Annotated in this window: 27 protein-coding genes and 1 other annotated feature; of the genes, 10 read left to right on the plus strand and 17 right to left on the minus strand. The window is 49.2% G+C overall.

The features are described 5' to 3' along the window. Window positions 1-23: 23 nt before the first annotated feature. From ACFPYJ_RS25675 to ACFPYJ_RS25715, 9 genes are all read right to left on the minus strand, one after another. Window positions 24-371, minus strand: a complete 348-nt coding sequence (locus ACFPYJ_RS25675; RefSeq protein WP_379191080.1) for a thioredoxin family protein — start codon at window positions 369-371, stop codon at window positions 24-26. Between the two features lie 41 nt (window positions 372-412). Then, window positions 413-2,071: a copper amine oxidase N-terminal domain-containing protein gene (locus ACFPYJ_RS25680; protein WP_379191081.1), complete on the minus strand. Its 1,659-nt coding sequence runs from the start codon at window positions 2,069-2,071 to the stop codon at window positions 413-415. A 73-nt stretch (window positions 2,072-2,144) separates the two neighbouring features. After that, window positions 2,145-3,800 carry a putative polysaccharide biosynthesis protein gene (locus ACFPYJ_RS25685; RefSeq protein ID WP_379191082.1) on the minus strand — a complete coding sequence of 552 codons (1,656 nt, stop codon included), beginning with the start codon at window positions 3,798-3,800 and terminating at the stop codon, window positions 2,145-2,147. Between the two features lie 29 nt (window positions 3,801-3,829). Beyond that, entirely contained in the window at window positions 3,830-4,552 is a 723-nt protein-coding gene (locus tag ACFPYJ_RS25690) for a ThuA domain-containing protein (protein ID WP_379191083.1), read from the minus strand. A gap of 20 nt (window positions 4,553-4,572) precedes the next feature. After that, window positions 4,573-5,049, minus strand: a complete 477-nt coding sequence (locus ACFPYJ_RS25695) for a DUF456 domain-containing protein (protein WP_379191084.1) — start codon at window positions 5,047-5,049, stop codon at window positions 4,573-4,575. A gap of 7 nt (window positions 5,050-5,056) precedes the next feature. After that, window positions 5,057-5,809 (minus strand): Cof-type HAD-IIB family hydrolase, encoded by a 753-nt coding sequence (locus tag ACFPYJ_RS25700; protein ID WP_379191085.1) that lies wholly within the window; start codon window positions 5,807-5,809, stop codon window positions 5,057-5,059. A gap of 413 nt (window positions 5,810-6,222) precedes the next feature. After that, complete coding sequence (locus ACFPYJ_RS25705) at window positions 6,223-8,238, minus strand: peptidoglycan D,D-transpeptidase FtsI family protein (protein ID WP_379191086.1); 2,016 nt, start codon at window positions 8,236-8,238, stop codon at window positions 6,223-6,225. 27 nt (window positions 8,239-8,265) lie between these two features. Beyond that, on the minus strand, window positions 8,266-9,429 hold the full coding sequence (locus ACFPYJ_RS25710; RefSeq protein WP_379191087.1) for a transglutaminase domain-containing protein: 1,164 nt from the start codon (window positions 9,427-9,429) through the stop codon (window positions 8,266-8,268). A gap of 49 nt (window positions 9,430-9,478) precedes the next feature. Next, entirely contained in the window at window positions 9,479-9,934 is a 456-nt protein-coding gene (locus ACFPYJ_RS25715) for a hypothetical protein (RefSeq protein ID WP_379191088.1), read from the minus strand. A 201-nt stretch (window positions 9,935-10,135) separates the two neighbouring features. Here ACFPYJ_RS25715 and ACFPYJ_RS25720 point away from each other — a divergent pair, with 201 nt between their 5' ends. The 3 genes from ACFPYJ_RS25720 (at window position 10,136) to ACFPYJ_RS25730 (ending at window position 12,079) form a co-directional block, all read left to right on the plus strand. Then, the gene (locus ACFPYJ_RS25720) at window positions 10,136-11,356 is read left to right on the plus strand and encodes an MFS transporter (RefSeq protein WP_379191089.1); all 1,221 of its coding nucleotides are present in this window, start codon (window positions 10,136-10,138) and stop codon (window positions 11,354-11,356) included. A gap of 122 nt (window positions 11,357-11,478) precedes the next feature. Then, window positions 11,479-11,613, plus strand: coding sequence for a YjcZ family sporulation protein (locus ACFPYJ_RS25725; protein WP_379191090.1), 135 nt, complete (start codon window positions 11,479-11,481; stop codon window positions 11,611-11,613). A 94-nt stretch (window positions 11,614-11,707) separates the two neighbouring features. After that, window positions 11,708-12,079: a DNA primase gene (locus ACFPYJ_RS25730; protein ID WP_379191112.1), complete on the plus strand. Its 372-nt coding sequence runs from the start codon at window positions 11,708-11,710 to the stop codon at window positions 12,077-12,079. 22 nt (window positions 12,080-12,101) lie between these two features. Here ACFPYJ_RS25730 and ACFPYJ_RS25735 read toward each other — a convergent pair whose 3' ends face one another. Genes ACFPYJ_RS25735 through cyoE form a run of 3 tightly spaced genes read right to left on the minus strand, consistent with a single transcriptional unit; the run spans window position 12,102 to window position 14,549 of the window. Next, on the minus strand, window positions 12,102-13,040 hold the full coding sequence (locus tag ACFPYJ_RS25735; RefSeq protein ID WP_379191091.1) for an AEC family transporter: 939 nt from the start codon (window positions 13,038-13,040) through the stop codon (window positions 12,102-12,104). Between the two features lie 11 nt (window positions 13,041-13,051). Beyond that, window positions 13,052-13,669 carry an SCO family protein gene (locus tag ACFPYJ_RS25740; RefSeq protein WP_379191092.1) on the minus strand — a complete coding sequence of 206 codons (618 nt, stop codon included), beginning with the start codon at window positions 13,667-13,669 and terminating at the stop codon, window positions 13,052-13,054. Window positions 13,670-13,691: 22 nt separating this feature from the next. Then, window positions 13,692-14,549, minus strand: coding sequence for a heme o synthase (cyoE, locus tag ACFPYJ_RS25745; RefSeq protein ID WP_379191093.1), 858 nt, complete (start codon window positions 14,547-14,549; stop codon window positions 13,692-13,694). A gap of 281 nt (window positions 14,550-14,830) precedes the next feature. Here cyoE and ACFPYJ_RS25750 point away from each other — a divergent pair, with 281 nt between their 5' ends. Both ACFPYJ_RS25750 and gerQ read left to right on the plus strand, forming a co-directional pair. Further along, a complete protein-coding gene (locus tag ACFPYJ_RS25750) occupies window positions 14,831-15,253 on the plus strand; it encodes a cell wall hydrolase (protein ID WP_379191094.1) in 423 nt (140 codons plus the stop codon). Window positions 15,254-15,318: 65 nt separating this feature from the next. Next, window positions 15,319-15,981 carry a spore coat protein GerQ gene (gerQ, locus tag ACFPYJ_RS25755; protein WP_379191095.1) on the plus strand — a complete coding sequence of 221 codons (663 nt, stop codon included), beginning with the start codon at window positions 15,319-15,321 and terminating at the stop codon, window positions 15,979-15,981. Here the strand turns inward: gerQ and ACFPYJ_RS25760 are convergent. Next, a complete protein-coding gene (locus ACFPYJ_RS25760; RefSeq protein WP_379191096.1) occupies window positions 15,956-16,246 on the minus strand; it encodes a hypothetical protein in 291 nt (96 codons plus the stop codon). The two genes, gerQ and ACFPYJ_RS25760, sit on opposite strands and share 26 nt — an antisense overlap. A 263-nt stretch (window positions 16,247-16,509) precedes the next feature. On the opposite strand from ACFPYJ_RS25760, the gene ACFPYJ_RS25765 reads away from it, so the two are divergent. Continuing rightward, the gene (locus ACFPYJ_RS25765; RefSeq protein ID WP_379191097.1) at window positions 16,510-17,496 is read left to right on the plus strand and encodes a metal-dependent hydrolase; all 987 of its coding nucleotides are present in this window, start codon (window positions 16,510-16,512) and stop codon (window positions 17,494-17,496) included. Window positions 17,497-17,652: 156 nt separating this feature from the next. On the opposite strand, the gene ACFPYJ_RS25770 is transcribed toward ACFPYJ_RS25765, so the two are convergent. Beyond that, window positions 17,653-17,886, minus strand: coding sequence for a small, acid-soluble spore protein, alpha/beta type (locus tag ACFPYJ_RS25770; protein ID WP_379191098.1), 234 nt, complete (start codon window positions 17,884-17,886; stop codon window positions 17,653-17,655). 125 nt (window positions 17,887-18,011) lie between these two features. Between ACFPYJ_RS25770 and ACFPYJ_RS25775 the strand changes: the two genes are divergently transcribed. After that, window positions 18,012-18,182, plus strand: a complete 171-nt coding sequence (locus tag ACFPYJ_RS25775) for a DUF5325 family protein (RefSeq protein WP_379191099.1) — start codon at window positions 18,012-18,014, stop codon at window positions 18,180-18,182. A 77-nt stretch (window positions 18,183-18,259) separates the two neighbouring features. Here the strand turns inward: ACFPYJ_RS25775 and trpS are convergent, their stop codons facing one another. The 3 genes from trpS to ACFPYJ_RS25790 all read right to left on the minus strand — a co-directional run bounded on the left by trpS (window position 18,260) and on the right by ACFPYJ_RS25790 (window position 23,768). Further along, window positions 18,260-19,246, minus strand: a complete 987-nt coding sequence (gene trpS, locus ACFPYJ_RS25780) for a tryptophan--tRNA ligase (RefSeq protein ID WP_379191100.1) — start codon at window positions 19,244-19,246, stop codon at window positions 18,260-18,262. Between the two features lie 76 nt (window positions 19,247-19,322). Then, window positions 19,323-19,577: a binding site (T-box leader), on the minus strand. A gap of 206 nt (window positions 19,578-19,783) precedes the next feature. Next, entirely contained in the window at window positions 19,784-21,799 is a 2,016-nt protein-coding gene (locus ACFPYJ_RS25785) for a beta-propeller fold lactonase family protein (RefSeq protein ID WP_417629243.1), read from the minus strand. Continuing rightward, a complete protein-coding gene (locus tag ACFPYJ_RS25790) occupies window positions 21,747-23,768 on the minus strand; it encodes a hypothetical protein (protein WP_379191101.1) in 2,022 nt (673 codons plus the stop codon). The genes ACFPYJ_RS25785 and ACFPYJ_RS25790 overlap by 53 nt, the downstream gene beginning before the upstream one ends. 244 nt (window positions 23,769-24,012) lie before the next feature. Here ACFPYJ_RS25790 and ACFPYJ_RS25795 point away from each other — a divergent pair, with 244 nt between their 5' ends. The 3 genes from ACFPYJ_RS25795 (at window position 24,013) to ACFPYJ_RS25805 (ending at window position 26,298) form a co-directional block, all read left to right on the plus strand. Continuing rightward, window positions 24,013-25,056 carry a permease gene (locus ACFPYJ_RS25795; RefSeq protein WP_379191102.1) on the plus strand — a complete coding sequence of 348 codons (1,044 nt, stop codon included), beginning with the start codon at window positions 24,013-24,015 and terminating at the stop codon, window positions 25,054-25,056. Window positions 25,057-25,075: 19 nt separating this feature from the next. After that, window positions 25,076-25,966, plus strand: a complete 891-nt coding sequence (locus ACFPYJ_RS25800; protein ID WP_379191103.1) for a TIGR03943 family putative permease subunit — start codon at window positions 25,076-25,078, stop codon at window positions 25,964-25,966. Window positions 25,967-26,073: 107 nt separating this feature from the next. Beyond that, window positions 26,074-26,298: a small, acid-soluble spore protein, alpha/beta type gene (locus ACFPYJ_RS25805; protein WP_379191104.1), complete on the plus strand. Its 225-nt coding sequence runs from the start codon at window positions 26,074-26,076 to the stop codon at window positions 26,296-26,298. Window positions 26,299-26,403 lie beyond the last annotated feature (105 nt).

A 26,403-nucleotide genomic window follows, 5' to 3' on the forward strand; every position in this document is an offset into this window, starting at 1 on the left:
GAGGACGCATTAATACGGAAAAATTACTCCTGAAGCGCTCCTGCCACTTCAAGCGCACGATCCAGAAACTGCTCGATTTCCTCGCGAGATTTGCGCAGTTTATTCACAAACCGGACTAGCTCTTTGCCGCCTTGAAAGGCAATAAAGCTTGGGATACCGAGAATGTTCAGTTCACTGCAAAGATCCGGCAGGTCATCCCGGTCGATTTGAACAAATTGTATGCGGCCGGCATATTTGGCTTCTACATCCGGCATGAACGGATCAATGAAATGACAATCCGGACACCAGGTTGTTTTGAAGACTGCAACGGTAACCAGCGCTTGCTCGGCGACCGTCTCGCGGAACGCCTCATCTGTTTGAATAATTTGCATGAATCCATAACCTCCTATCTTTGTTGAACGTATTATAGAGCTTAAGGTTCGCGTGTAATACTCAGCATGCTGCTGTTACCATATAGCTTCTCCCAAGAAACGTTTCCGCCAATCGCCTTAGCAAAATCACGGACAGGAACATACGTTACTCCGCGAATAACAGTTGTTGGGAATGCCCACTTTACGGTTTTCCCGTCTACGACAGCTGCATTACTGTTCATCTTCAAGATAATGGTTGAAGAAGTAGCATCGTCATATACACTAATCGTACCGGGTTGCGGCAATTTAGTCAAAATAGCGCCGAAGCTTTCCGCTGTTTGGCGGAGCGGAATAAGGGTTACGCCAGACGGTGTATGGATGATCTCGCTCTGCCTCTCGCCGGAGTAGTAGGTTACAGATTGACGGGTAATATGCGCTTGATTACACAGAATTCCGTACACGACCGAATCACTGTCGAATTGACGAAGCATTTGGTAACCCTCCATGTTGAAGAGCGCCTCCGCATCGATGGCATTCTTCGTTTCAACCGGCGCCTCCGGAGTTACCGTCCCGTTGACATTAGACATTTCAGTGGTCATCTTCATCCAGATGCCCTCTATCGGGGATTGTTCTATAACATCCGCATAGCCAAAATCTTCTACATCCGATTCCCAATCTTCTGCATTCTCTTCCTTAGATGAAGCTTCAGCAGCTGCAAATTGAGGCTTGATCATCGCTTCAACGGTTGATTTGCGAATATCCAGCTTACCGTCAACGAACATATCTGCTTTGACATACGTTTGCTCATTAAAGATTTGATCGATAGTAGCTTGATCTTCCTTCTCTGCCTTCGTCATTTCGGTCTTTAACTGTGTCAGCATCTCCGTTAAGCTGTCTGCCGCTTCATTGATGGCATCAGCCTTCTGATCTTCCTCTGGAATAGATCCGAAGATACTTTCTCCACCTGCCGAGCTTGCAAGATCAGACTGGCTTTGAATAATATCAAACAGTCCCGAAAGCATGGATTTAAGTCCTTCTTTATCCGTAATAAGGGCATCGATAAAGGATTTGAACCAGGACCAAATTTGTTTGCCGTTCATTTCAGCTTGAATGTGCATTCCATTAACTGTTTCCCCGCCTACGGTAACTTGACCGGCCTTTACAGACAATCCGGTTGGATTAGGCAGGTTGTTGATTACATAGCCGCCTACCGTATCCATGAGCTGATGTCCGGCCTCAACCAAACTCTGTTCGGCTGCCGCCTGGTCTGCAGTGTTCTCCTCCGAGTCCGTATCCGCCGGATCTGCCAGCTCTTTCAGATGAAGAATGAACGGGCTTTTCGCGCCGTCCAGCTCTACGATGGCCAGCTCATCATTCATTTTGAGCGAGAAGCCGATGCTCTTCGCACCCAGATCCAGCTGACCGTTCATGGACATCTGTCCTTCGCTTGATACTTTCATACTTGATAACTGCAGTTTGATATTCGAGATAAGATCTAATAATTCCGCTTCTTCTGCTGAAATATCCTCCAGCGCATCTTCCTTCAATAGGAGCTTAAATTCCATCGTTTCATTACCCTCAAAGGATGTCACTTTAACCGCCTGCTTCAGCATTTGGTTAAAATCAATCCCGCCCACCGCCTGGCATCCCGCCACCACGATCAGCATGACCGAGAGCAGCAATAAACAGACTGCTTTCTTGCTCCATTTCCATTTTTTCAATAGAAAAAACTCCTCTCTAGGTAAAAAGACTAATGTCTATTCTACCATTAAGAGGAGTTTATTGGAAGATTATTCATTTACTAGAATCGCTCTTTGAACGAGCCGTTAAACGCATTACCGGGTTAAGCAGCTTGCGCAGAGGCCCCGGAAATTGACGCACATCATCAGGTGTAACCACCTTCAATAATACGAGTAGTGCAACGTATAACCCAAGTGACACCATTCCCGCTGCTGCAGCCGACAAGAAGAAGACTGCCCTTGCAGGCAGGTCACCGAGCCAGCCCCGCACAAGCCCATCGATCAACCAGCCTGCAGCTGCCGAAATGACGATTGTCACCCCATATCCGAACCAACGCGTACCTAGAACGGAAAGGCTGACTTCCTTGCGGATCACCCGCAAATTGAGCGATGCAATCGTCAAGAAACAGAGTGTAGAGGCTATGATTAGTCCGTATACGCCTAAGAATGGAGCCAGCAGCAAGCTGGCAATCACTTTTACAACCAGACCGATAATCGTATGGCGCATCGGAATTCTTGTCTTGCCAAGCCCGAATAGAATCGAATTGCTCGTCATCATCGTGATTTGAAAAATCGTTCCCGCCGTAAGCGCGGCCACAATCCCGCTTCCGCCCGCTTTTGGATCACCAAACAAAAATCCGGTTACAGACACGGCTGCAACCGTTAATAGCAGTGCAATCGGCACCCCCGTAAACACTACAATCCGCATCACCAATGAGGTTTGCCGCTGAACTTCCTTCAAGTTGCGGACCGAATAAGCCGAGGAAAGCACAGGAATGATCGATGTGCTCAGTGCAATCGCCAGAATAGGCGGAATGCCTGCAATACCTTGCGCCCGGAAGGCAAGCCAGTTATGAAATTGCTTCGCAATGTCCGCCGTTGCATAATAGGAGCCTGTCAGCCGGTTAAACAGCATCGTATCAAAGTTGTACACGAATTGAACGGTCATCGCCGCAATGACGATTGGAATCGATATCGCAAATAATTCCTTATAAATCGAACGGTAAGACGGCTTCGGTCCTGCAGCGCTGTCAGCCGTAATACGCAAAGCCGGATCGGACAGATCCTGCCGCTTCAGCTTCTTCGCGTAATAAAGCATGACTCCAAAAGCCCCGATGCTGCCAAGAACACTGCCGAATGTAGCGACAGCTGCGATTTTGCGATCACCAAGATCCCATGAAACAACAACCATCACAAGTCCAACCGCTGTAATAACACGCAGAATTTGTTCGACGATCTGAGAGATACCGCCAGCCATCATCATTTGACGCCCTTGAAAGTACCCTCTCATCATCGCAATGACAGGAAATAATAGCAGTGCAGGCGCGATCGCTCTGATCGAAGCATCCAAGCCTGGTTCAAGTGAGATATGAGTCGCCACAAACGGCGCGAATACAAACAACAGCAAGGAAACCAGAATCCCTGTAACCGTTCCAAACCACAGAGCAGCCCGGTAAATACGCTGAGCTTCATCCGGACGGCCAAGCGCATAGCGCTGTGAAATCATTTTGCTGATTGCACTTGGAATACCGCCGGTTGCCACGATTAAGAGCATGAGATAAATGTTATTGGCGTCATTGAAGTAAACGCCGCTTTGGGTTGACATTAAATGATCAAGCGGAATACGCTGGAAGATCCCGAGAAACCGGGCTACCAGCGCTGCCGCCGCAAGTATAATCGTTCCTTTAATTAATGAGTCCTTTTTAACCATGAGCCAGCTTGATTCTCCTAGTCTGTTCCTTATTTCGCTTTGATTTCTTCAAGCGGCTGGTGATTGCCGCGAACCGGAGCTGCTGCTCCTGACGGCACTGCCCATTTGATTCCGTTCTTAATGACCTGCAGGACCGTCTCGTTATAATAAGTCGGGTAAGTTTCGTGCCCTGGACGGAAGTAGAAGACTTTGCCTTGGCCGCGGAAGAATGTGCAGCCGCTGCGGAACACCTCTCCGCCCTCGAACCAGCTGACAAACACAAGCTCGTCCGGTGCAGGAATATCGAAATGCTCCCCGTACATCTCTTCACGCTCAAGCGTGAAATGCTCTGGAATCCCTGCCGCAATCGGGTGCGCCGGATTAACCGTCCAGATCCGTTCCTTCTCGTTTGCCTCGCGCCATTTCAGGTCACAGCCTGTCCCCATAAGCTTCTTGAAGATTTTGGAGAAGTGAGCCGAGTGAAGCACAACAAGCCCCATTCCGCCGAGGACGCGAGCTTGAACACGGTCAACAATTGCATCATCCACCTTATCATGACCCATATGTCCCCACCAGATCAGAACGTCCGTATTGGCGAGTACTTCTTCGGTCAGACCATGCTCGGGCTGATCAAGCGTAGCCGTGCGAACTTCAAATCCGTCTGTTCCGATGCCGGCTGCAAGTGCATTATGTATGCCATCAGGATATACATTGCGTACTTCCTCATGCTGTTTCTCGTGCAAAAATTCATTCCAAACCGTTACTTTAATCATTTCTCATCGTCCTCCTCAAATTAAATCCATAAAAAGAACAGTACTATCATTGCAGCCTGCAGAATGATTTTGACAATCATACTGGAAAATAACCCCACCACAGCACCGAAGCCTACCTTGAGCGATTGACTCCAATTAGAACCGGCTATCAATTCGCCGATTACCGCTCCCAGCAGCGGACCAAGAATAAGGCCGAATGCAGGAATGACGAAGGGGCCAATGATAATGCCAATTGTACTGCCGATCACTGAAGCCTTAGATCCCCCGTATTTCTTTACACCCCATGCATTCACGGCATAATCCGCGATGAACAGCGCGGCTACGATCAGCGTCTGAATGGTCCAAAACCAGAACCCGAACGGTTCGAAGGAAATGAAGAAGCCATAGACGAAAAAAGCGGCATAAATAGCGAGCGCTCCCGGTAATATGGGGTAAATCGCACCAGCTAGTCCTACGACGAATAAGACAATGACGATAATCCAACCGGCTATTTCCAACGATCCGTCACCCTTTCAGTACGTAATCCCGAATGAGATGCGCAACCGCATCTTCATTATTGGTTACCGTAACTGCGTCGGCTGCCGCTTTAACCGCATCCTGGGCATTGCCCATTGCAACACCAAGACCCGCCTCGCGAATCATCGCGATATCGTTCAAGCTGTCTCCCATTGCCGCAACCTGGGACATATTGATATTAAGCAAGGTACAGAGCTCACGAATAGCGCTTGCCTTCGTTACCCCCTGCGGATTCATCTCCAAATTCCATGGCGATGAGTTCGTAATCTCCATTCCGCCCCAGCTGGACGCCTCCGCCAGAATCTGAGCCCGTGATGCATCATCCTCAGTATGATAGCCGAATTTAAGCCAGTGATGCGCTTCAAAGTCATCCGCCGGTTCAAACCACTGCTCCTTGTTGTAAATGCCCTCAACCGTGTACGACCAGAACCAGCATTCTTCATGCTGAAGAGCCAGCTGGTGCAGGCGTTTAATGGTGCTCGCCGGCATTAACGAGCGTCTGTGCAGCACATTCGGCCGGCGCCATATTTCTCCGCCGTTTACGGTAATCATGGGCGTATCGAGCTTTAGCTGCTCCGCATACGGAAGGGCACTTTGATAACCGCGTCCCGTAGCAAAGCAAACCGTTATTCCAGCATCCAACGCTTTTTGAATCCAACTTGCATTTTCACTGCTAATCTCTTGAAACTCATTGAGCAGCGTGCCGTCCATATCGAGCGCAATCAACTTAATTGAATCCATCTATGCCTTCACTCCTCAAGCCTGATATTGCAATTTTAGCACAGTTCAGATCGAATCCAAACCTGCCTGCGTGAAAAACCTATCTTCTTTACGACTCTCATTATAAAGAATCCCGGCCGGAACTTCGCTACTCATTCTTGTCCACTTTGTGTTTCATCTTGTTATTGGAGCACCACAGCTGCAGTCAAGAATAAGATCGTCCAGAACCAGCGGCGGATAGATGGACTTATTTTACGGCGCATATCGGATTACCTCCAATCAATGGATATCGGATGCTTTTTCTTTATTCTATGCAAATATGTTTCCCGCGTGCAACATTTGAGCAGGCTTCATTCGGCAGCTTTCACATCGAAAAAAGCTCCCCCTAAGGAGAGCCTTCTGCTGCCTGCCATAAAATCCGGCCTGGTGTGAAATTAAGGGTTTCCTGCCGATCCATCTGGCGTTACCGGTTTCTTCGGCACACCATGCAGACCGATCGCTTCATCATACGCATCAAAGATTTCACGGGCTATTGGTGCCGCTCCGTTAGAACCGAAGCCTCCCTCAGGAACGACGACTGCCACGGCGAGAACCGGATCCTCTGCCGGCGCAAACGCTATAAATACAGCATTATCAACCGTTTTTCCGCTTACCTGCTGCTCTGAGGTACCTGTCTTTCTAAGAACCTTATAGGGGGCATCATCAAAGGAGGATACCGCTACATTAGCCATACCCGTCTCAATTTCTTTCCAGTATCCATCCGGAAACGTTATGCTGTTAATCACTTCCGGCTGGAAGGTTTGCACAACCTTGCCCGCTGAATCCCTAATTTCCTTCACAAATTGAGGCTTCATCCGTTTGCCGTGACTAGCCAGCGTCGCCGCATATTGTGCAAGCTGAAGCGTCGTGTACCGCCCCATCTGCCCGAAGGAAGCAAAGATCAGGGCCGACTGGGAGCTGGCCGCTTCACGTTCATGAAAATATCCGATAACGCCTTTGCTTTCGTTAGGCAGGCCGCTCTCAGTCGATACCCCAAGACCAAACTGCTTCACGTAATTATCCCAGACATCGACACCTTTATCGCCGTCCTTCAGATAAAGCGCATTGCCTACCATCTTGGCCATGAAAGGGTTAGAGGATTTAGTGATCGCTCTGGCCGGGTCCAGCAGTCCGTATGCATGGCCCTTGGCATTACCGATTCTGCGGCGTGATGAGCCTTCCTTACCGTAATAGAATGCCCCCGGGTCATTCCATGTGGTTGAAGTCGTAAACAGCTTCTCGTTTAGTCCAATGAGAATCGACAATGGCTTCATAGTAGAGCCTAGAAACACAACCGAAGAGGGATGCTTCCTCTGCTCCTTAGGGTCAGTATATGGCCCAATGACTGAGCTGATCGTTCCGTTCTGCAGCACATTGGCAATCGAATTATATTGATCCGTACCGATCCTGCCGCCTTCCCAAATATTAGGGTCATAATCCGGCATACTCGCCATTGATATAATTTTCCCGGTTTTCACTTCCATCGCCACGGCATAACCTGTCTTCGCATATCGCTGATACTTATCCCTCTGCGAGGTTGTCTGCAGAAAATGAAGCTGAGCCATAATCGCTTTCTCGGTTTTCTCCTGCACATCACGATTGATGGTCAGATACAAATTATCGCCTTTCTCGGGCTTGGTAATCGTAGGCGGTCCAATGATCCGGCTTGCAGCGTTTACCGGATAAGTCTTCAGCCCATTCTTGCCGCGCAGAATATCCTGGTACATATATTCGATGCCATCATAGCCGACATCCTCCTGCTGCAAATACTTGAGCCGGGGATCTTCTGTCTTTGCGCGGTCTTTATACAGATTATTTTCCGCACCGCCGCCGTATTTCTTCAAATAGCCCACGAGCTGTACCGCGAGCTTGCTCTTATCGTAGTGGCGGATACTTTCCTCCACAATATCAATCCCTGGATACAGATCGCGATTCTGCATGAAATAAGCAATTTCATCAGAGGCAAGCCCGCTCTTGATACGCCGGGGGACAGATACGTTGTTCTTCTTATAATCAAGATCCATATTCTTAATGATTTCTTCAAGCGTTATCGCGGCGCTCGGATTTCCGTACTTCTGGAACTGTTTGAGCAGCTTGGCAGCCATGGCTTCGGAATCCGCTTTCTTCGTCCCTGGCTCAATGCTGTAATAGAGTGTCTGCATCGATGTCGAATAAGCAATTGCTTTGCCGGATGAATCGTAGATATTTCCGCGAATCGGCGGAATGAGGACATCCGTCTGTCCCCGCTTCGTTTCTTCTTCGCGAAGGGAAGGTCCCTCAACGAACTGCAATATGGCCAGCCTTACGATGAGGACACTGAATAAGAAGAATGTAACAAAAAAGAATAAATTGAGCCGAAATGAGAAATTTCTGCGGTTCGCTATTTCCCGTTTTTGCGGATCGTCTTGCACAAACAATTCCCCTTCCAGTGTCGAACTTTATGCCTCCCGAAGATGGGTACTGGAGAATCCGCTTGGATTAAACCAATCACCTGATGAAGCCCACGTGGCATCAAGCGGTATCCATGCTCCATTCTGGTCAGCAAGCCTGACCTCATTCCAAGCATGCGGGCCATAGCCCCCATTACCGGTCGCACCCAGGCCTGTAACAACACGAACCTCTAAGCCCGCCGAACGGGCCATAACCGCGTATAACCTAGCTACATCTATACAGACGCCTTTATGGGTATTAAAAGTTTCGGTCGGCGTCTGCTCTTTCCAAATGCCATGCTGCTCATAATTACGTGCTTTGTCCCAATCATAGGCAATCCGCGTGCCAACCCAGTCATATAACGCACGCGCCTTCTTCTCATCCGATCCCGCGTTTTTCGTAACAGTTAAGGCAGCTTGTTCGATATTCGCAGGTACAGCGGAGTCGATTACCTCGTACTTACGCTGCAGGACGCGGCGGAACTCTTCTTCCACCGCCTCGGTAAAGACCGGTCCGCGGGCAAGCACATCCCCGGCAACGGGAGTGAGCAGCTCAGCCGACGACTTGTTATAGAACGCGGATGCCCGAATCGAGTCCGTTAACGGCCCGCTTGGCAGCATGGAAACATAGACAAAAAGAACAGCAATAACCACAAAAGCCCGCCCGGCTCCCAGCAAAGCGCCAATTAATGCCCCGGTTGCCCGGCTTGCAGCTCCTGAGAACCGTGAATAACCTTCATCTGTTCTTGTATCCCTGCTTCGAAGGAAGGATTCAAAGAACATGCTGCATAGAGGCTCCAGCCAGCTGAGCAAGAAGCGGAAAACCGCATAAGCAAGCAGAAAGGTCACCCCAAAGCGAAGCAGCTCAAAATCCCTCAAGCTCGTCACGATCGTGTACCAGGCCTGCTTCAGCGTGCTCAGCTCCTGCTGCGGGACCTGCACATTCTGCTTAATAAGCCAGTCACGGAGCAGCGGTGAAAGCCATTCCGCAGCGCGTCCTGCCAGCAAAAGGGACAGCACGACAGTGACTGCCTGCCAAATAAAAAAGAAAAGATGCTTCGCAGAACCCGATGCACCTCTTCTCATGCCTTGAATAAGCGAGCTAATTATGACCAGCAGAACCGTAATCGCAACCGGTTCCGGTCTAAGCAGCGCATGAACCCATGTGTTCATGGCAAAGCCTCCTGACTGAGTACCCTGGCATCTGATCTACCTGTTTTAATTAGACGTTTTTCTTTGCCTGATCAATTAAACTTTGAATGGTATCATCGATTTTCCACTTGCCCAGCGATGTACCTCGGAACGACACCTTCACTTCGTTATCGCCCGGTGTACCGACAAGCTCCAGGTTTTTCGTTGTAATTGTAAAAGTTCCATCTCCATTGGATGTGTACTTAGCATCCTTTGCTTCCCCGGCCATTGCTGAAACAGCTTCCTGCTTCACGCTTTCGGCCACCTTAGTTCCAATGGTGGAACCGATTGACTTCAAATCCTCCAATGAATAACCGCTGTAAACAATGACGGCCGCAATAATAACAACCACGACAAGCCATTTCACGACGGTCTTCACAATCCGCACGACAATGAACAACACGATTAAAGCAATGAGAAGAAACAGCCACTTATCTTTGAAAAACTGTAACCAAGTTTCTGTGTCATAATTAAAATCAAAGCTCATCGTCAATCTCCCCCATTATACCCCTTAAAAAGCTTGAATACAAAACATTATACCCTATGCGCGTATTAGCGTAAACCTGCGCCGCTCTAGACATAACCAAGCTTATCCAAGCGTACAAGTAGTAACATACTGTTTATCGAACACATGCTTCCGGGGGCAGGCTGTGACTTAAGCTTCCCGGAACGTCAGGAGGGTGTTATTGTGAAGACGGCAATATGGCTTTACTTGTTTCTGTTCATCGCTTTTTTTGATCTGCATGCGCAGTATCCGATTCTGACTCCATTTGCGATTTCACTTGGTGCCGCCCCTTCATTTATCGGGCTCATGATGGGGCTCTACTCGATTACGCATCTGCCGGGCAATGTAATTGCCGGGTACGGCGTCGACCGGTTTGGCAGCCGTTTGTTCATCGTCTTCAGCCTTGCTGCGGCAGGCGTAGTTCTGCTCCTGCAATCTAAAGTGACGGATCCATGGCAGCTGCTCACGCTTCGTTCGATCAGCGGTTTCGTGCTGGCCTTTTTATCCCCTGCTTGTATGTCCCTCCTTGCCAAAATAACGTCAGACCGCGTAAAGCAGGGAAAATTAATGGCGGGCAACGGACTGGTTCATACGATCGCCTCCGTTGTTTCCCCTGCAGCCGGCGCGTATTTGGTTGCTCAGATCGGATTCACCACCGCCTTCACCGTGCTGGGCTGGATCTTAATCGGCACCGCAACCTGTGCAGCGTTCTTCATCCGTGAAGGAGCTCATTCCTCGCTTGCTGCAGTCGAATCATCGGGTTCAGTTCCCGTAAATTACCATTCCCATGCCCCTGCTGCTGTCACTTTATCAGGCATGGAGGAGGATCAAACCGCAGTAAAGAGTGCCAAGGTGCCTTGGCTTGTCTATACGCTGCCTATCGCGATGAGCTGCGCGCAGGGCATCCTTTCTTTCGAGCTTCCGCTCATGTCGACAACCAAAGAAGGCATGATGCATACCGGCATTCTCTTTTCCGTCGTCAGCTTCGGCGCTCTGATTACACTCAGCATGCTGTTCCTGAACCGGATGTCGCCTTACTTACGCTCTCTCTGGGGGGCCTTCATGCTGGCGCTCACCTATTTCGCCATCGCTTCAGGAGCGCCGCTTCCATTCTTCACGATGCTTCTGCTGCTCGGTATGGCAAAGGGCATTATCTTCCCCGCACTCTCTTCGCTTCTCATCGAGCTAAGCGGAGGAGCCAGGTATGGACGCACATTCTCGATTTTATCCATCGCTTTCTCCATCGGTGCCTTTATGGGACCTCTGCTGGCCGGACAGCTGCGCAGCTTCGTCTCTCCCTACTACATTGCGTTCCTGGCCCTGATGATAGCCGTTACCCTGCTCCCTTTCTACACGATCAGACGTACAACCGGTGCTGGTGCCCATTTTTCCCGGACTGGGTAATGGCACAGGGCAATTATCTCTAAGGGCATATGATACATTGTGAAAGGGAGGTCAGCTGCGTTGGCTGACAGCAGCGGGGCTAATCGCCCTTGAGAAATTGCCAAGAGAGAGGTGATTTCATAATGACTCAATATGTTGAATCAGCTCAAGACCGTGGATATGGACACGGCCATGTACACGGCGCCTTCACATCGGCAGGCAGCATTCTTGTACTCTTCATCCTGCTGGTTATCGTAATGTGCGGCGTATTCTGCTAGTTCCATCTAACTTGAACAGGGCGGCTTGCTCCCAGGCAGGCCGTCTTTTGGTTTGAGCGGACTATCGTTTACAATAGGGCTTGAGGTGAAGACGATGGATATCGCTATTATTGTGGAAGGCAAAAACGACCGGAGCCGGCTTCGCCGCGTCCTTAAAGGCGAGGTGCCGATCTACTGCACATTCGGAACGCCGGGCACCGATCGTCTGGAGAAGCTGCGCCGTGAAGTCGGGGACAAGCAGCCCTACTTATTCACGGATAATGATTCATCCGGCAAACGAATCCGCGGTATGCTAAGAGATGCCTTTCCCGATGCCGAGCACATTCATACCCGCAGAGGCTACCACGGCGTTGAGAAGACGCCCGAGGACTATTTAATTGAACAATTAGAAAAAGCGGGCCTGGAGGCGTACATCGTGTACCCGCCTCAGGATCCCGCTCCCTGGAAGAAAGAAGATTTTACATAATGGCTGTTTGCTTGGGTGATTCTTAGACATGCAGTAAATAGATAACACCAGTCACTGTCACAATGCTGAATACGGTGGAGACAAGTACGACCTGTGAAGCAAATTCCGGTTCATTATCGAACTCAACGGCCAGCAGGACGCTGGAGAGGGAGGTCGGAACGGCAGAGGATACAATCAAAGCCTTCGCCATCATACTGTCGATCCCTATTGTCAGGTCCATTCCCCATACGATTAAGGTGGCAAGCAGCGGTCCGATCAGAAGCCTTAATCCACTTGACAGCAGGACATCAACCATCAACAAGCTTCGGACTGACCATTTCATGCTGCCAAGCTGGACACCCAGCGTCACTAGTGCAGTGCCGAAGAACGCATCTGCTACATAATCCAAGGGAGTTGCCAGGAACCCCGGAAGCGGAATGTGAAATCCATGCAGCAGCAGGGCAAGCGGGATCGCATAGATAACTGGCTGGGATGCAATGGTGCGCAGCACTTCCCTGCCGTTGCTCCGATGGGCATTGACGCTGTAAATGCCGTATGTATTAGGCACCAGCGACTGCATAACCATAATAAGGAGCTGCACTGACAAAGTGAACGGATTCGCAGCAAAAGCCAGCTGGTTCAGCGGGATTCCGTAATTGGCACTGTTATAAAACAAGACGCTGTTGCGCATCGTCGCCCGCTTTCCGCCTTTAAGCCCTCTGATGCGGACCGTTATCTCAACAGCCCCGTACAGCATCAGCATGAGGATCAAGAAGAACAATAACACCTTCCCTACCAGCTGAAGGGTTAAATCCGTCGTATATAATAAGCGAAAAATAACGGCCGGGGAGAACAAATAAAAGTTAAGCTTGGATAACGTCTTAATGTCTAATGAAAAAGCCCGCTGCAGCGTGATGCCAATGGCGATCATAACCGACAGCGGGAGAACATTGTTCAACAAAATGGACCAGAAGATTGTCATGAGTGACCTACCTATTCATCAACTAGTGTATTGACGACATTCGTGATCTCGTCTGCTTTCGTATTTTGAATCGAACCTGTCATATATTTGCGGACCTCACCTTGGCGGTCCACAATGGTGATGGTGTCTGTGTGGGTGAACAATCCGGTTTTCTCATCTTTCAAGAGATCCAGCCCGAAGTCCTTCATCAGCTTCTTCGTATCTTCCTCGCTGTCCTCGCGCAGGAATTTCCAGCCGCTTGCATCGATATCGAACTTTCCTGCAAACTTACTCATCGCTGCGATGGAATCCCGCTTGGGATCGAAGGTGATCGACAGGAACTCCACATCCTTGCCGAATGTTCCTTTTTCCTTAAGCTGGTTCTGCACTTGAGTCATTAAGTAAGTCGTCGGCGGACAGATATCCGGGCAATTGGCATAGAAGAAATAAATAACTCTGACCTTCCCCTTCGAATCATCAAGGGTAACCGTCTTGCCGTCCAAGTCGGTTAATTCGAAATTCGGAGCTGTGATAATCTTATCCAGCTTCGGTGTTGTATCCTTCGTATTTGACAAGTACAAATAAAGTCCCATTGCCGCACACAAGGCGAGTACAGCAATTGTAAAGCCATATTTTCGTGCAAAACCCATCCTGCAGTCCCCCTAAAAAAGACTAGCCTATTCCGTTCGTATCCAGAACCATGACGAAGAAAACAACCATCAAATAATTAATTGAGATCATAAAGTTCGTCTTTGCCCATTTCGTGTCATCCTTTGCCTTCAAGCCCATTAACGTATGGACCAGCCATAGAACGCCGCCAAACAATGAAATAACGAGGAAGAAGTAGCCAACGTAATCATAAGTAAACATAAAAATTCCTGTCGGAATCAGCAGCAGAATATACGGAATCATCTGCAGCTTCGTACGTCTAATCCCTTTAACTACCGGAAGCAGCGGATATCCCGCAGCACGGTATTCTTCGACCCGGCGAATCGCAAGCGACCAGAAATGCGCGGGCTGCCAAAGGAACAAAAGAGCGAACAGAATCCACGCTCCGGCGTCCACCGGATTAATCGCACAATAGCCGATAACAGGTGGCATTGCGCCAGAGACACCGCCAATGGATGTACTCCATGTCGATGTGCGCTTCAGCCACATGGTATAGATCACGATATACACAAACATACCGAGAAGCCCAAGCCAACCTGTCCGTGTGTTAACCAGTGTGAACAGGATTGTAATTCCCACTGCGCCAAGCACGATGCCATAAATCAGTACCGTAGCCGGATTCATGCGATTGGTAGGCAGCGCACGATTCTTCGTACGTTCCATCTTCTTATCCAGTTCACGATCCCAATAGTTGTTAATGACGCAAGCCGAGGCCATCGTAAGTGCGGAGCCCACCAGCATGTAAATCAGCAGCAGCCAATCGATATCCCATTTGGAAGCGACCCAAAACCCCCCGAACGCCGCAATCGCATTAAGTCGTATGATGCCAGGTTTTGTCAGGGCCACATAATCTTTAAGCACATCCAGCCTCCCCGTTCCTATAACCGTATGGGTAAATTTCACCCATCTTCTTTGTTTTAAAATCGTTCTTAATCATACCGAAAAAACAAGCTGTTGACAATGTTCGCGCTTCTTGTTCATGAATTTGACACGGCATAATAGGCGGAACGATGAACGAAGCTGCTGTGAGCCAAGGCATTGCAATTAATTTTGCCCGGAAGGAACCCTTTTGCCCAGATCACAATACACTGTCATTGTGGTTATTGGCCTAGGCGGAAGCGAAAGGAAGTGATTGTTCAAAGATGGCAGTCGTTAAAGCAACTTCCGAAGATGTTAAACTGCTAGCCAGATTGCTGCGTGCAGAGGCAGAAGGTGAAGGCGCTCTTGGTATGCTGATGGTCGGCAATGTGGGCGTCAACCGCATACGTGGAAACTGTATCGATTTCAAAAACATTCGTACAATTCGTCAGATGGTTTATCAAAGCCCCGGAGGATTTGAGGCAACGCAGAAAGGATACTTTTACCAGGCTGCGCGCGATAGCGAAATTAAGCTTGCACAGCGTGCCATAAATGGTGAGCGTCAGCATCCTGCATCCAATTCTCTGTGGTATTTCCGCCCAGCCGGCAGCTGCCCGGCAACATGGTGGGATCAACGATTGATCGGTAAATATAAGGCGCACTGCTTCTACGCGCCGGTCCGGGGCGATTGCCCTAACGTATTTTAGAAGTCCTCCATCTCAGGGTGGATACACCAACATGCGGTAAATCATGAAAGCGAGGAATTATTACCATGTCCAACGGTTATGGGTACAAAACTGCGGTTAGTCCAGCAAGTACAGGAGGATTCCCCGGGTATAGTTATGGCTACCCTTCGCAAGGGGCTACGACATTGCCTGCTCCTGCTCCAATGCCGACTCCACTGCCAGCTTCGATGCCCTCTTCAATGATGAATCCGATGGCGGGCCAAATGCCAATGGCAAACCAAATGCCAATGGCAAACCAGATGCCAATGGCAAACCAGATGCCTCTTGTTGCGGGCGCTCAAGCTTTCCCGCCAAGCGTTCCCAGCGGTTCTTTTGTAACGCCGCAAGGGGGAAATGTGGTAGCTATTCCAGCTGTAGAAGAGTCCTACGTCGAGAACATTTTACGTATGAATCGCGGTAAAATAGCGACTTTCTACATGACTTACGAGAACAATCGTGAGTGGAATGCAAAGATTTTCCGCGGCGTTATTGAAGCTGCTGGTCGCGACCATATCATCATCAGCGATCCATCTACCGGCATGCGTTACTTACTGCTTACGCTTAATCTGAACTATGTCACGTTTGACGGCCCGATTAATTATTCTTTCACCTTCCAAGGCACGACAATTACGAATACATCTCCAGTCAATTCCACAGCTGCGCCAACTGCCACAATGGGCGCTGCTACACTTGGACGTGAACCGGTTTAAACGTCCATGCATGGATTTTGGGTGCACCGCCCCGCACCCAGTCCGCCATATGAAACCAAGAAGAACGCTCACTGCAGCGTTCTTCTTTTATGGCCGCTGCCGCCGCCTCATCCGCAGCTTCCCAAACTTCAACGAATAAATGCGGCTGATCCGTCCCCTCGTACAGCTTAACTCCGCTCTCTTCCGACAATTTTTCCGCAATCCATTCACGATATGTTAAGACGAATTGCTCCTCAATGTGGTATTCTACAAAACAGATGTACATGAAATTTACTCCTTCGTTATAAACGCCCAAGATTCAGAAAATACTATTGCGTACATATAAAAGTATACACAAAAACCCATGATACTAACTATCATGCTTACGTTGCTGTGTTTGCTCCGCAAACACCAAGTCGATGCTTACGATGCTGTGTTTGCTCCGCAAACACCAAGTCGATGCTTACGATGCTGTGTTTGCTCCGCAAACACCAAGATGATGCTTACGATGCTGTGTTTGCTCCGCAAACACCTTAGGAGGGTTTATACATGGACAGCGGAACACATTTGGTGATGGGACTCGGGCTCGCAGGGTTAGCTTCTGTCGATCCGGCCATCGCTTCCGACCAGACACTTTATGCCGCCGTTCTCATCGGTACAGTGGTCGGTTCGCAAGCGCCGGACCTTGACGGTTTTCTTCGATTAAAAAGCAATGCCGTATACATTCGCAATCACCGGGGATTATCCCATTCCATACCCGCTATAGCGATATGGAGCATCCTCATCACCTTCCTCATTCAGCTTGGTTTTGGGTTTAATTTACCTTGGCAGCATATCGGGGGCTGGGTACTGCTTGCCGTGGTGCTTCATGTCTTCGTGGATTTGTTCAATACCTACGGGACGCAAGCCATGAGGCCTTTCACGGAGAAATGGATCTCGTGGAACATCATTCATATTTTTGATCCGGTTATCTTTATTTCTCATGTTATCGCGATCCTGCTTTGGGCGCTTAAGCTTGGCGACCCAACCATTATTTTTCCGACGCTGTATGCTTTGCTGGTTGTCTATTATATCTGGCGGACGGCAGCTCACCGTATGCTGGGGCAGCGAATCAAACGGATCGATACGGATTATCATGAAGGGGATCATTATATTATCATCCCGACAATTTCCTTGTACGATTGGAACATCGTGAAGAAACGTCCAGACGGTGTTTTTATTATCGGCGATTTCCGGCGCGGCCATCTTCGATGGGTGGACCGCACACGCTGTATGGAGCATCCCGCTATTGATCAGTCCCGAAACGATCCTTCAATCCGCGCGTTCCTCTATTTCACCTCAACGGCTTGCGCCGAGGTCAAAGAGCATTCATGGGGCTATGAGGTCCGTTGGTCAGATGTTCGTTACCGGCATCGGAAACAGTATCCCTTTGTAGGCGTTCTGCTCATGGACACGGATTATAAGACGCTCGGCTCTTATGTCGGCTGGCTCAGTGAAGATCGGCTGCAGAAACGGCTGCGCATGAATACGTATTGACGGATAAGGGCCCCTTCTTGCACAATAGAAGGGGCCCTTTGTCGATCAAATCGAGGCAGAGTATTTTGCGCAACCTGCTTATTCACATAAAGCAAGAGCTCAAGGTTTCCCTTGAGCTCTTGCTTTGTTACTGCTCGGGTTTATAGGGACGACGACTTAGCGGAACTGGGATTGACCTGACAGTTGTTGTTCGGCAATTTGTACGAGTTTACGCGTGATGTAACCGCCAAGCGATCCAGCGTCGCGAGTGGCGAAGTTGCCATAATATCCGTCTGCCGGAATTTGGATACCTAGCTCTTGAGCCGCCTCATATTTTAATTGGCTAAGCGCTGCGCTTGCTTGTGGTACTACTAGTGTGTTGCTGCTGCGAGATTGAGATTGTCCTGCCATGTGGAATTTCTCCTTTCGTCCCGAAGACGATGATGTAATGCAAGCTTGCAAGCTTATTATGATACGTTTACAAAAAGAATATGCTTAAGATAATGAAATTTATTTGAGATAAGGAGAACCGTATCATGACGAAGTCCATGTCCCTCTTTTTTGCGATCCTTTCTGTCCTGCTAATGAGTGCAACAGCGATTGCGATAAGCTATAACGGATGGGTTGCCGTTTTATGTTTCCTGCTGACGATTTGCAGCATCGGCGCTGGTTTTGTGGTCAAAGCCAGAATGCGAAGACAAGGCTAGTCTCTTCTTGTATGACAGCAAAACGGCTCATGACGCAATGCGCGTGAGCCGTTTGTCATCTATTCAATCCTACATAACTAGCGCGGGAGAATGAAACCCATGCGTTCTTTGACCTCAAGCAGCGTCTTGTTCGCCACCTCAGAAACTCGCTCGGCACCCTGTTTCAAAATATCATGAATGGCGCCGGAGCTGCGAATTTCGTGATACCGGGTTTGGAGCGGTTCGAGCTTAGCGACTACATGCTCCGCCAGATCCTTCTTAAAGGCACCGTAACCTTGACCTTCATAGCGGGCGGTGATTTCATCCAGAGACACATCCGCACAATGCGCGTAGATGCTCATTAGATTGCTGACCTCCGGCTTCTCTGCCGGGTTAAAGATAACGTCACGGCCGGAGTCCGTAGTCGCCCGGCTTATTTTCTTGCGAATGACATCCGGCGGATCAAGCAGGGCGATATAGCTGGCCGGATTGGGATTGCTTTTACTCATCTTCTTCGTTCCATCATCCAGCGACATGATACGTGCGCCTACCTTAGGAATATAAGGCTCAGGCACGGTGAAATATTCACCGAAGCGCGTATTGAAACGATGCGCAATGTCGCGCGTTAATTCCAAGTGCTGTTTCTGATCGTCTCCGACCGGCACAAGATCTGCATTATAGAGCAGGATATCTGCCGCCATAAGAGCCGGATATACGAAAAGACCCGCGCCAACCGAATCTTTGCCGGAGGATTTGTCTTTGAATTGCGTCATACGTTCAAGCTCACCCATATAGGTAAGTGTCGTTAACAACCAGCCTAGCTCCGCATGCGGTGCTACGTGGGACTGCAGAAAAACACTAGCTTTGGCCGGATCGATGCCAGAGGCAATAAACAGCGCTGCTACTGCTTCCGTTTGTTCACGAAGAGCCGCTGGCTCCTGCGGGACGGTGATCGCATGGAGATCAACGACCATGAAGTAGCATTCATGCGTCTCCTGAAGCTTTACGAAATTCTGAATCGCACCAATGTAGTTGCCGAGGGTCAGCTGACCGCTTGGCTGAATTCCTGAAAGTACGCGTGGCATTGAAATAGCCCCCTTTTGATAATTGTTCGTTGCTCTGGTTTGACTGAAATGTGAACGCAAAAAGGCCCTTCGCCATAAAAGGGACGAAGGACCGTGGTGCCACCCTAATTTGTTCGCTCAGGCTAAAGTGAAATACTGTTTAGCTTGAATACGAACCTTCACATATTCCATAACGCGGAACGACACGGAGACATATACTTACAGCTCGAAGCTGCTTTCCTCATCTCAACTCCGGGATCCATTCGGTCTCAGACACTCGCATCGGTTTGCACCAGCCACCGACTCTCTGCAGCTTGCATCTGTACTTACTTATTCCCATCATTGCAGTTATGACGATTATACTCCTGGAGGGGAATATGTCAAGGGGATGCCCCTTAGTCTTAACCCCATTTTCAAAATATCAACCTTAATACCTGTAGATCCTTTCACTTTTAGCGGCTGCTGCCCCTTGCATGACAGCTTAAATCAAAAAACTCTAACTTGCTTGCGCAAAGTTAGAGTCCGGAAATGATGAATATGATTTTGGGAAAAGTGCTGTTATTGAATTTGCTTGAGATAAGCGATTAAATTGTTTATTTCTTTGGCGGATAAGCTGCTTGTTTGGCCATGTTTATCGCCGGCGCGTTTGAGTACGTCTTCGAGTGTTGCGGCGCTTCCGTCGTGCAGGTATGGTGCTGTGGCGTAGATGCCGCGAAGCGTCGGAGTGTCATATCGGCCGCGTATGCGCTTGTTCTTGAACGCTCCGCGGGCGTCGCCTGCATAATCAGTATCCGTCTTGCTGACTGTCCCCACGTCGTGCAGGAAACCGGTATTGTCCGTCGTCAGCTTCCCTTGGCTATCCGCTGCTTTGACACTGTCTGTCATCACATCCGTGGCATGACAGGCGATACATTGCGCCTTACCTTCAAATAGAATCTTCCCCTGCTCTGCTTCGGGCGTCAGCTTACCATCTTCAGTCCGATAAGGACTCTCTGGAACCGGGAAAGCATCCGGCATGCGCATGTACGCTTCCAGTGCGTCAAATATTTTCTGCTTATCCGCTGCAATCGGCTTGCTTGGATCCACATCCGACATCCCGCCCATTTCACCTTGAATGGTGTGGATGTAATCATCAAAGTCATCGCGGCTCCCGTCCCACATGAACAAGCCTGTCTCAAAAGCCAAAACATTACTCGGTATGTTCCTTGGCCCTTTAGCCGTGGTCAGCGTCAATGTATCGACTTGTCCGTCGGAGTGGCAGGATACACAGCTCATCCAATTGCTGCCGGTAAGCGGAAAATCATCGCTGTTGGCACTATAGAAGAGCGTTTTGCCAAGCCGCTGCTCCGGTGACAATCGATCCTTGCTGATTAACGGAACCGGTTTACCTTCCACTCTCGCCGCTTGACCGCTTTCCTCACCTGTCCCTATCGCAACGATCGTCAGATCATGTGAATTCAAGTTATGAATATACAGCTTATCTCCTTTTGGAGACAGCACCATGCCAACCGGAAAATCGCCCGGCAAATGATGAATCATCTGGCTTGCGCGACCGCCCCGGGCAAGATCAAACGTCAGCAGATCTTCACTGCCTCCCATCAATGAATAGGCTTTGGACCCATCAGGTGAGAAGACGACATCAGTGGGATTGGCAACAATGGTCGTTTTACCAAATTTATCCTTGACGTCAATCGCCGCAAACAGCTCTTTCCTGTCTTTGGGCTTCTCCTGATGTGTACCCAGATCAAGAACGGACAAGGCTGGAAAAATAACCTCTTCAAATTGAATAACGGAATCTGTATTCGTCAGCAGATGCGCTTCCCAAATACTTTTTCCGTCCGGTGTCAAGCGCAGCTGCTCAACTGTATTAGGGATGCCTTGGCTCTTCTTGTGATCCGCCTGATCAGGCGAAGGGGACAGCTTCATCACCTCTGATTCCTTCAGGGAAACCGTATCGAATGCAAGAGTATTCGCATTTAGGTAATCGGACACATATAAGCTCTTACCGTCAGCTGACAGAGCGACGGCCCTTGGATTATCGCCGGCAGCGAGCTGCGAGAGAATCTTGCGTTTCTCCGTATCCACAACCGAGACGGTTCCCGAACGGTAATTAGACACATATAGAAGGGTACCGTCAGGACTTTGGACAATGCCAATGGGCTCAATCCCCGTTTTTAACGTTCCCAGCAATTTACCGCTCTCGATGTCAACCCACTCTACGCTGTCCGCATAACGGCATGTCACGTATAGGGTCCTGCCGTCAAGAGAGACCGTAAGCTGCTTGGGCTCTTTCCCCACAGCTATTTCCTTGATTACCTTGCGGCTTGCTGCATCGACAACGGATACGGAGTTCGTATCTCCGTTGGCGACGTATAACGTCTCCCCGCCCGGACTAAGAACAATACTGCTTCCGGATTGAGGCCCGGATGGCCCTTGTTCGTCATTCATAGAACAAGCGCTCAATAATGCCAGAGCGGCGAGTGCAACAGCACCCGCCACTAGCTTAAGAGCAAACGATCGTTTATTTTGTAATTGTAACTGGAAGAAGTATTGGAGCGATACCATTCTCACCATGTCCTTTCTGAATTTGCGGCACGGTGTCTCCATCGGTATTACCTGAATCGTCGCCTTCCTTGTAGAAATCACCGGTGTCCCAGAACTCACTTGCCTGCATCCCTTCATCAAGGGTCGGTCCATTAACGACCTGGCGGTAGAAGCTCACATATCTCTCCTGAATGGCGCTTTGCTCAAGAGACTTGGGAGCATCGGAGTCTTCGCTTGTATTCTTCAGATGCTGGAGTGCTAAACGCAGCACGGAAGATACACCGCCAGCAGTGAACGCATCGTAGGAAGCCTCGTCGCCATTCGTTGTATACGCTTTGATTCCGTCATCCCATAGTTTATCATCCATAGCAGCATATACTTTACGCGCTGCATCACGATATTTCTCATCCTCCGTCAACAGGAAGGCTGACGTCAAGCCCCGGATAGCGCCAATTTGTGCCATCAAAGTCGTATCTTCTGACGCTTTACCTTGATCCGCGTCATAGCCGCTGACCGCAAGGCCGTCTTTGGTAATTAAATGATTGAGAATAAAATCAGCCTGCTTCGTAATCATGTCTTTGGCCTGCTGGCCGAGCTCTGTCTTGAGACCCTCAGCAGAATCTCCGCTCGCGTACCCTACAGGCATGCCGTCAACAGCACGTTCGAACATACGCAGCGCCTCAATGGTATAGCCGGCTTGGAAGGTATCCACCTTTGTGCCCTGCTTGTCACCGTCGGATTCAGTAATGAATGCGCCAACCTTATCGTTCCAATGGCGTGACTTGATGTTATCGAATACGGATAGAAGAACATCGCGTGTAACGGTAAATGGATCCGTTGAAGCCACATCGTTTGAGGTATCGCTGTCCACATTCGCTGCCGGAGCCGCCGGGAACGGATCGCCATCGAAAACACGGGCAAATGCCGGGTTGCGGTTCGGATTATCCGTACGCTGGTCCATCATGCCAAAAAACTCGGAAGCCGGCCATAACATCAGCCATTGATCCTGCAGCATGCTCTTACGATCGTTGACCTTCAAGCTCTTCACGTCCGCATATTCCTTGTCGCCGTTTTCTTCAACGTCGATTGCATGCGGCAGGTAAGAGCCGCTCGCCAAGGCGCCAATTGACTGGGAAGATGGATTATAAAATAAATTGTCGCGGACATAGAGGAGCTTATTCCATACTTCTTCCGTGAGCACCATTCCCTGCATGCCATCCACGGAGCTCACGCCAAGACGCAAGCCTTGCTCCTTCTCCGGACCGCTCTTCGCTGTGGAAGCATCGACTTCCTCATCGGACTCCGCGTTGTGAAGGTTACCTAGAAAGTCGCCTGCCCATAGCGATTGCTTAAGCATTGTCGCACCATATGCCGCCGGTACGAGCTGCTTGGTCATCTTATCGCGATTCCAGCGAAGGGAGCTGAAATCGACTTGGTAGTTTGGAATATAAGCGCCATTCTCACCATCGGCATATTTATCCGTATTCACCTTTTGAGCGTAATGAGGATCTCCCGATACATATTCAATGAACGTTGGATACATGTTCTGTTGAATTTGGTCTGCAGGCTGACCTACGCTCTCCGCCATCTTCAGGAAGCGCGATGCCAGCAGCTCATTCGGTGCTGTTCCGGCTTTCTTCGCCTCTTCGGCAACAGCAGGCCCATTCACAAGATGAAGCCCCATTCCTGATTTCTCAACCACTTCATACATGGCTTCCTCGGAATATTCATAAGACTCGATTCCCGCTATGTAGTCAAAAGCAGTCGGTGAATCAATCTTTGCAGCATCCAGTACATCCAGATCAAGGCCTAACGACTCGGCAAGCGGTTCACCGGATAATTCGAATTCCGCATAAGCAAACATATTGCCTGCCGTATCGAAATTATAATCCTTTACCTTCACATGCAAATTATCACTGCAGCCTGTTACCGCTACTGAACAAGCCAAAGCGGCCGCAGCCAGCGCATAACCTGTTTTTTGTTTTTTCCCCAAGCCCATCTTCTCTCTCCCCATCTTTCATCTATTTCTTATTTCCATAATTAATGTTAATAATGAGAATCATTATCACAGTTCCTCAGATGAAATTGTACCTTTTTTCCCCTTGGATGGCAATGCTTTTTTGAAAGCTTCCCCAAATTGTTAAAAATGGTTGTCCTGCTGCCTATCAAAAGCGCATATCATAGAGGAAGTACATGTAGTCATTTCAGTGTGTCGGAGGTTAAGAGGAGGGGAGTCGCTCGAAATGAATTTCATTTATCGTCTCGGCATGCCGCTGCTTGCTGCCGGCTGTTTAATCATGCTTGCTCAAATTCTTAATTTGGGCGGATTTACAAACCTGCTCATGACTAACCCGTCTATACAATCCTTCAAAATATTATTTATTAGCATCATATTGGAAGCTTTCCCCTTTATTCTGCTAGGCGTGTTAGTCTCCGCCCTTCTCCAGGTATTCGTCTCTGACGCGACAATTGCCCGAATTACGCCGAAAAACCCCGTCATCGGGGTGCTGTTCGGAAGCTTGCTCGGACTGCTGCTTCCTTTGTGCGAATGCGGGATGATCCCTGTCGTGCGCCGTTTGATCCGCAAGGGGATGCCTGCATATATCGGTATCGTGTTTATTTTTGCAGGGCCGATTATTAACCCGGTTGTCTTCACGTCTACTTTTACCGCTTTCAGATCCAAGCCGCTCATGGCTTACTCCCGCATGGGACTTGCACTGGCTGTCTGCCTTGCACTTGGCCTGGTTCTGTATCGGTTCATGAAGAAAAATCCGCTCAAAATCGACGCGTTATCCCTAGCGGCAGCAAGTGGTAAAGACGCAGCGAACACGGATAGCTACGGACATGTTCATGGCGGGCATGGAACAGGATTCCGGGGCCGTATTGGCGCTACGCTCTCCCATGCATCAGATGAGTTTTTCGATATCGGCAAATATCTGATATTGGGCTCGTTTATTACTGCAATCGTCCAGACCATGGTCGACCGCAGCTTGCTGTCAACCATCAGCAGCGAACCGATTGTTTCGAATATTTTTATGATGGGATTTGCTTTTGCACTCTCCCTCTGTTCAACCTCGGATGCATTTGTAGCTTCTTCATTCAACGGGATTTTCGGTCCCGGCGCACTCTTGGCCTTTCTCGTATTTGGACCGATGGTCGATCTGAAAAGCATGCTCATGCTCCTGGCCTCTTTCCGCACGAAAGTGGTCCTTGCCATTATTCTCTTCTTGTTCGCTGCTGTACTTTGCGGTTCAATTCTTATGGAGAAGCTTGTCTTCCATGCTTAGAAAAGGAGGCTTACGCCCTATGATGTCCACCGCTGACAGCCGACTTTTGAAGCATCATCTTCTGCGTGCTGCCATATTAACAGGCTTTGCCGTGTATATTATTTATCTGGTGCGCACAGGCAGTCTGACTTTATACATCGCTCCGCGCATGGCCATCTACGTCAAGTTCTCAGCCATGGGCTTGTATGCAACCGCGATTTATCAGCTGTTCAAAGCTTTTCAGCTCTGGAGGGGTACAGGGCCTATAGAAGACTGCGACTGTGACCATGTCCCTTCTCCTTCTGTAACGAAAAACACACTTATATATGGGTTGTTCATCCTGCCGATCGCACTTGGATTCCTGCTTCCCAGCAGCACATTAGGCAGCTCGCTTGCTTCTAAGAAAGGGATGCATCTGTCTGGCAGCGATTCTCATCTGGAGCAGCCTGTTTATGCACCCGGTCAAGTGAAAACAGGCGAAGAGCTGAATGCCTTATTCCCATACGATGAAACGACAAAGGCTAATGCCGACTACGGCAAGAAGCTCTATATTCAGGATGTGATCTCAGTTCCGGACAATAATTTTGTGGAGACCTTAACGACTCTGGACTTATACCGTTCTGCTTTTATCGGCAAAACGATTGAAATCAGCGGTTTCGTCTTCCGGCAGGAAGGCATGGACAAGAACCAATTTGCCGTTAGCCGCTTCGTAATGAACTGCTGTTCTGCGGACTCCGTACCATACGGTCTGCTTATTGACTACCCGCGGGCTGCCGTTTATAAGAATGATGCGTGGATTAAAGTGCGCGGAACGTTGAAGGAGGAAAACTTTGAGGGAAAGAAAGTATCCGTTCTTCAAGCACAGCAGCTTCAATTTATAGAGGAACCGGATTCTCCTTATGTCTACCCTAATTACGATTTCGGTTTATAACCGTTTCCAGTTGATTCTGGAAATAATTACCTTGCTTTAGCAGCCTTCCCTTTCGCATAAATGGTTCCAATTGAACCATACTAAGAGTACTAAAGGAGGTGATTACGATGGCATCACAAAACCGCAGCAGTAATTCGCTGGTCGTCCCTCAAGCAAGTGCAGCGCTGGATCAAATGAAATACGAAGTCGCACAAGAGCTGGGTATTCAGATTCCTCAAGATGGTTACTATGGCTATATGGCAACTCGTGATACAGGAGCTCTTGGCGGATATATCACACGTAAGCTCGTTCAAATGGCGGAACAACAGCTTGCAGGCAAGTCCTCTCGTTAATCCGTGCTTTCTACATAAAAATGCTGCCCATCTTACTGAGGCCACTGAAAAACATTTGTTTTTGATTTTGTGAAGTGTACTGAAATAGATAAAGGCGAATTTCCA

The organism is Paenibacillus solisilvae, assembly GCF_042656405.1.
GTDB lineage: Bacteria > Bacillota > Bacilli > Paenibacillales > Paenibacillaceae > Paenibacillus_Z > Paenibacillus_Z solisilvae.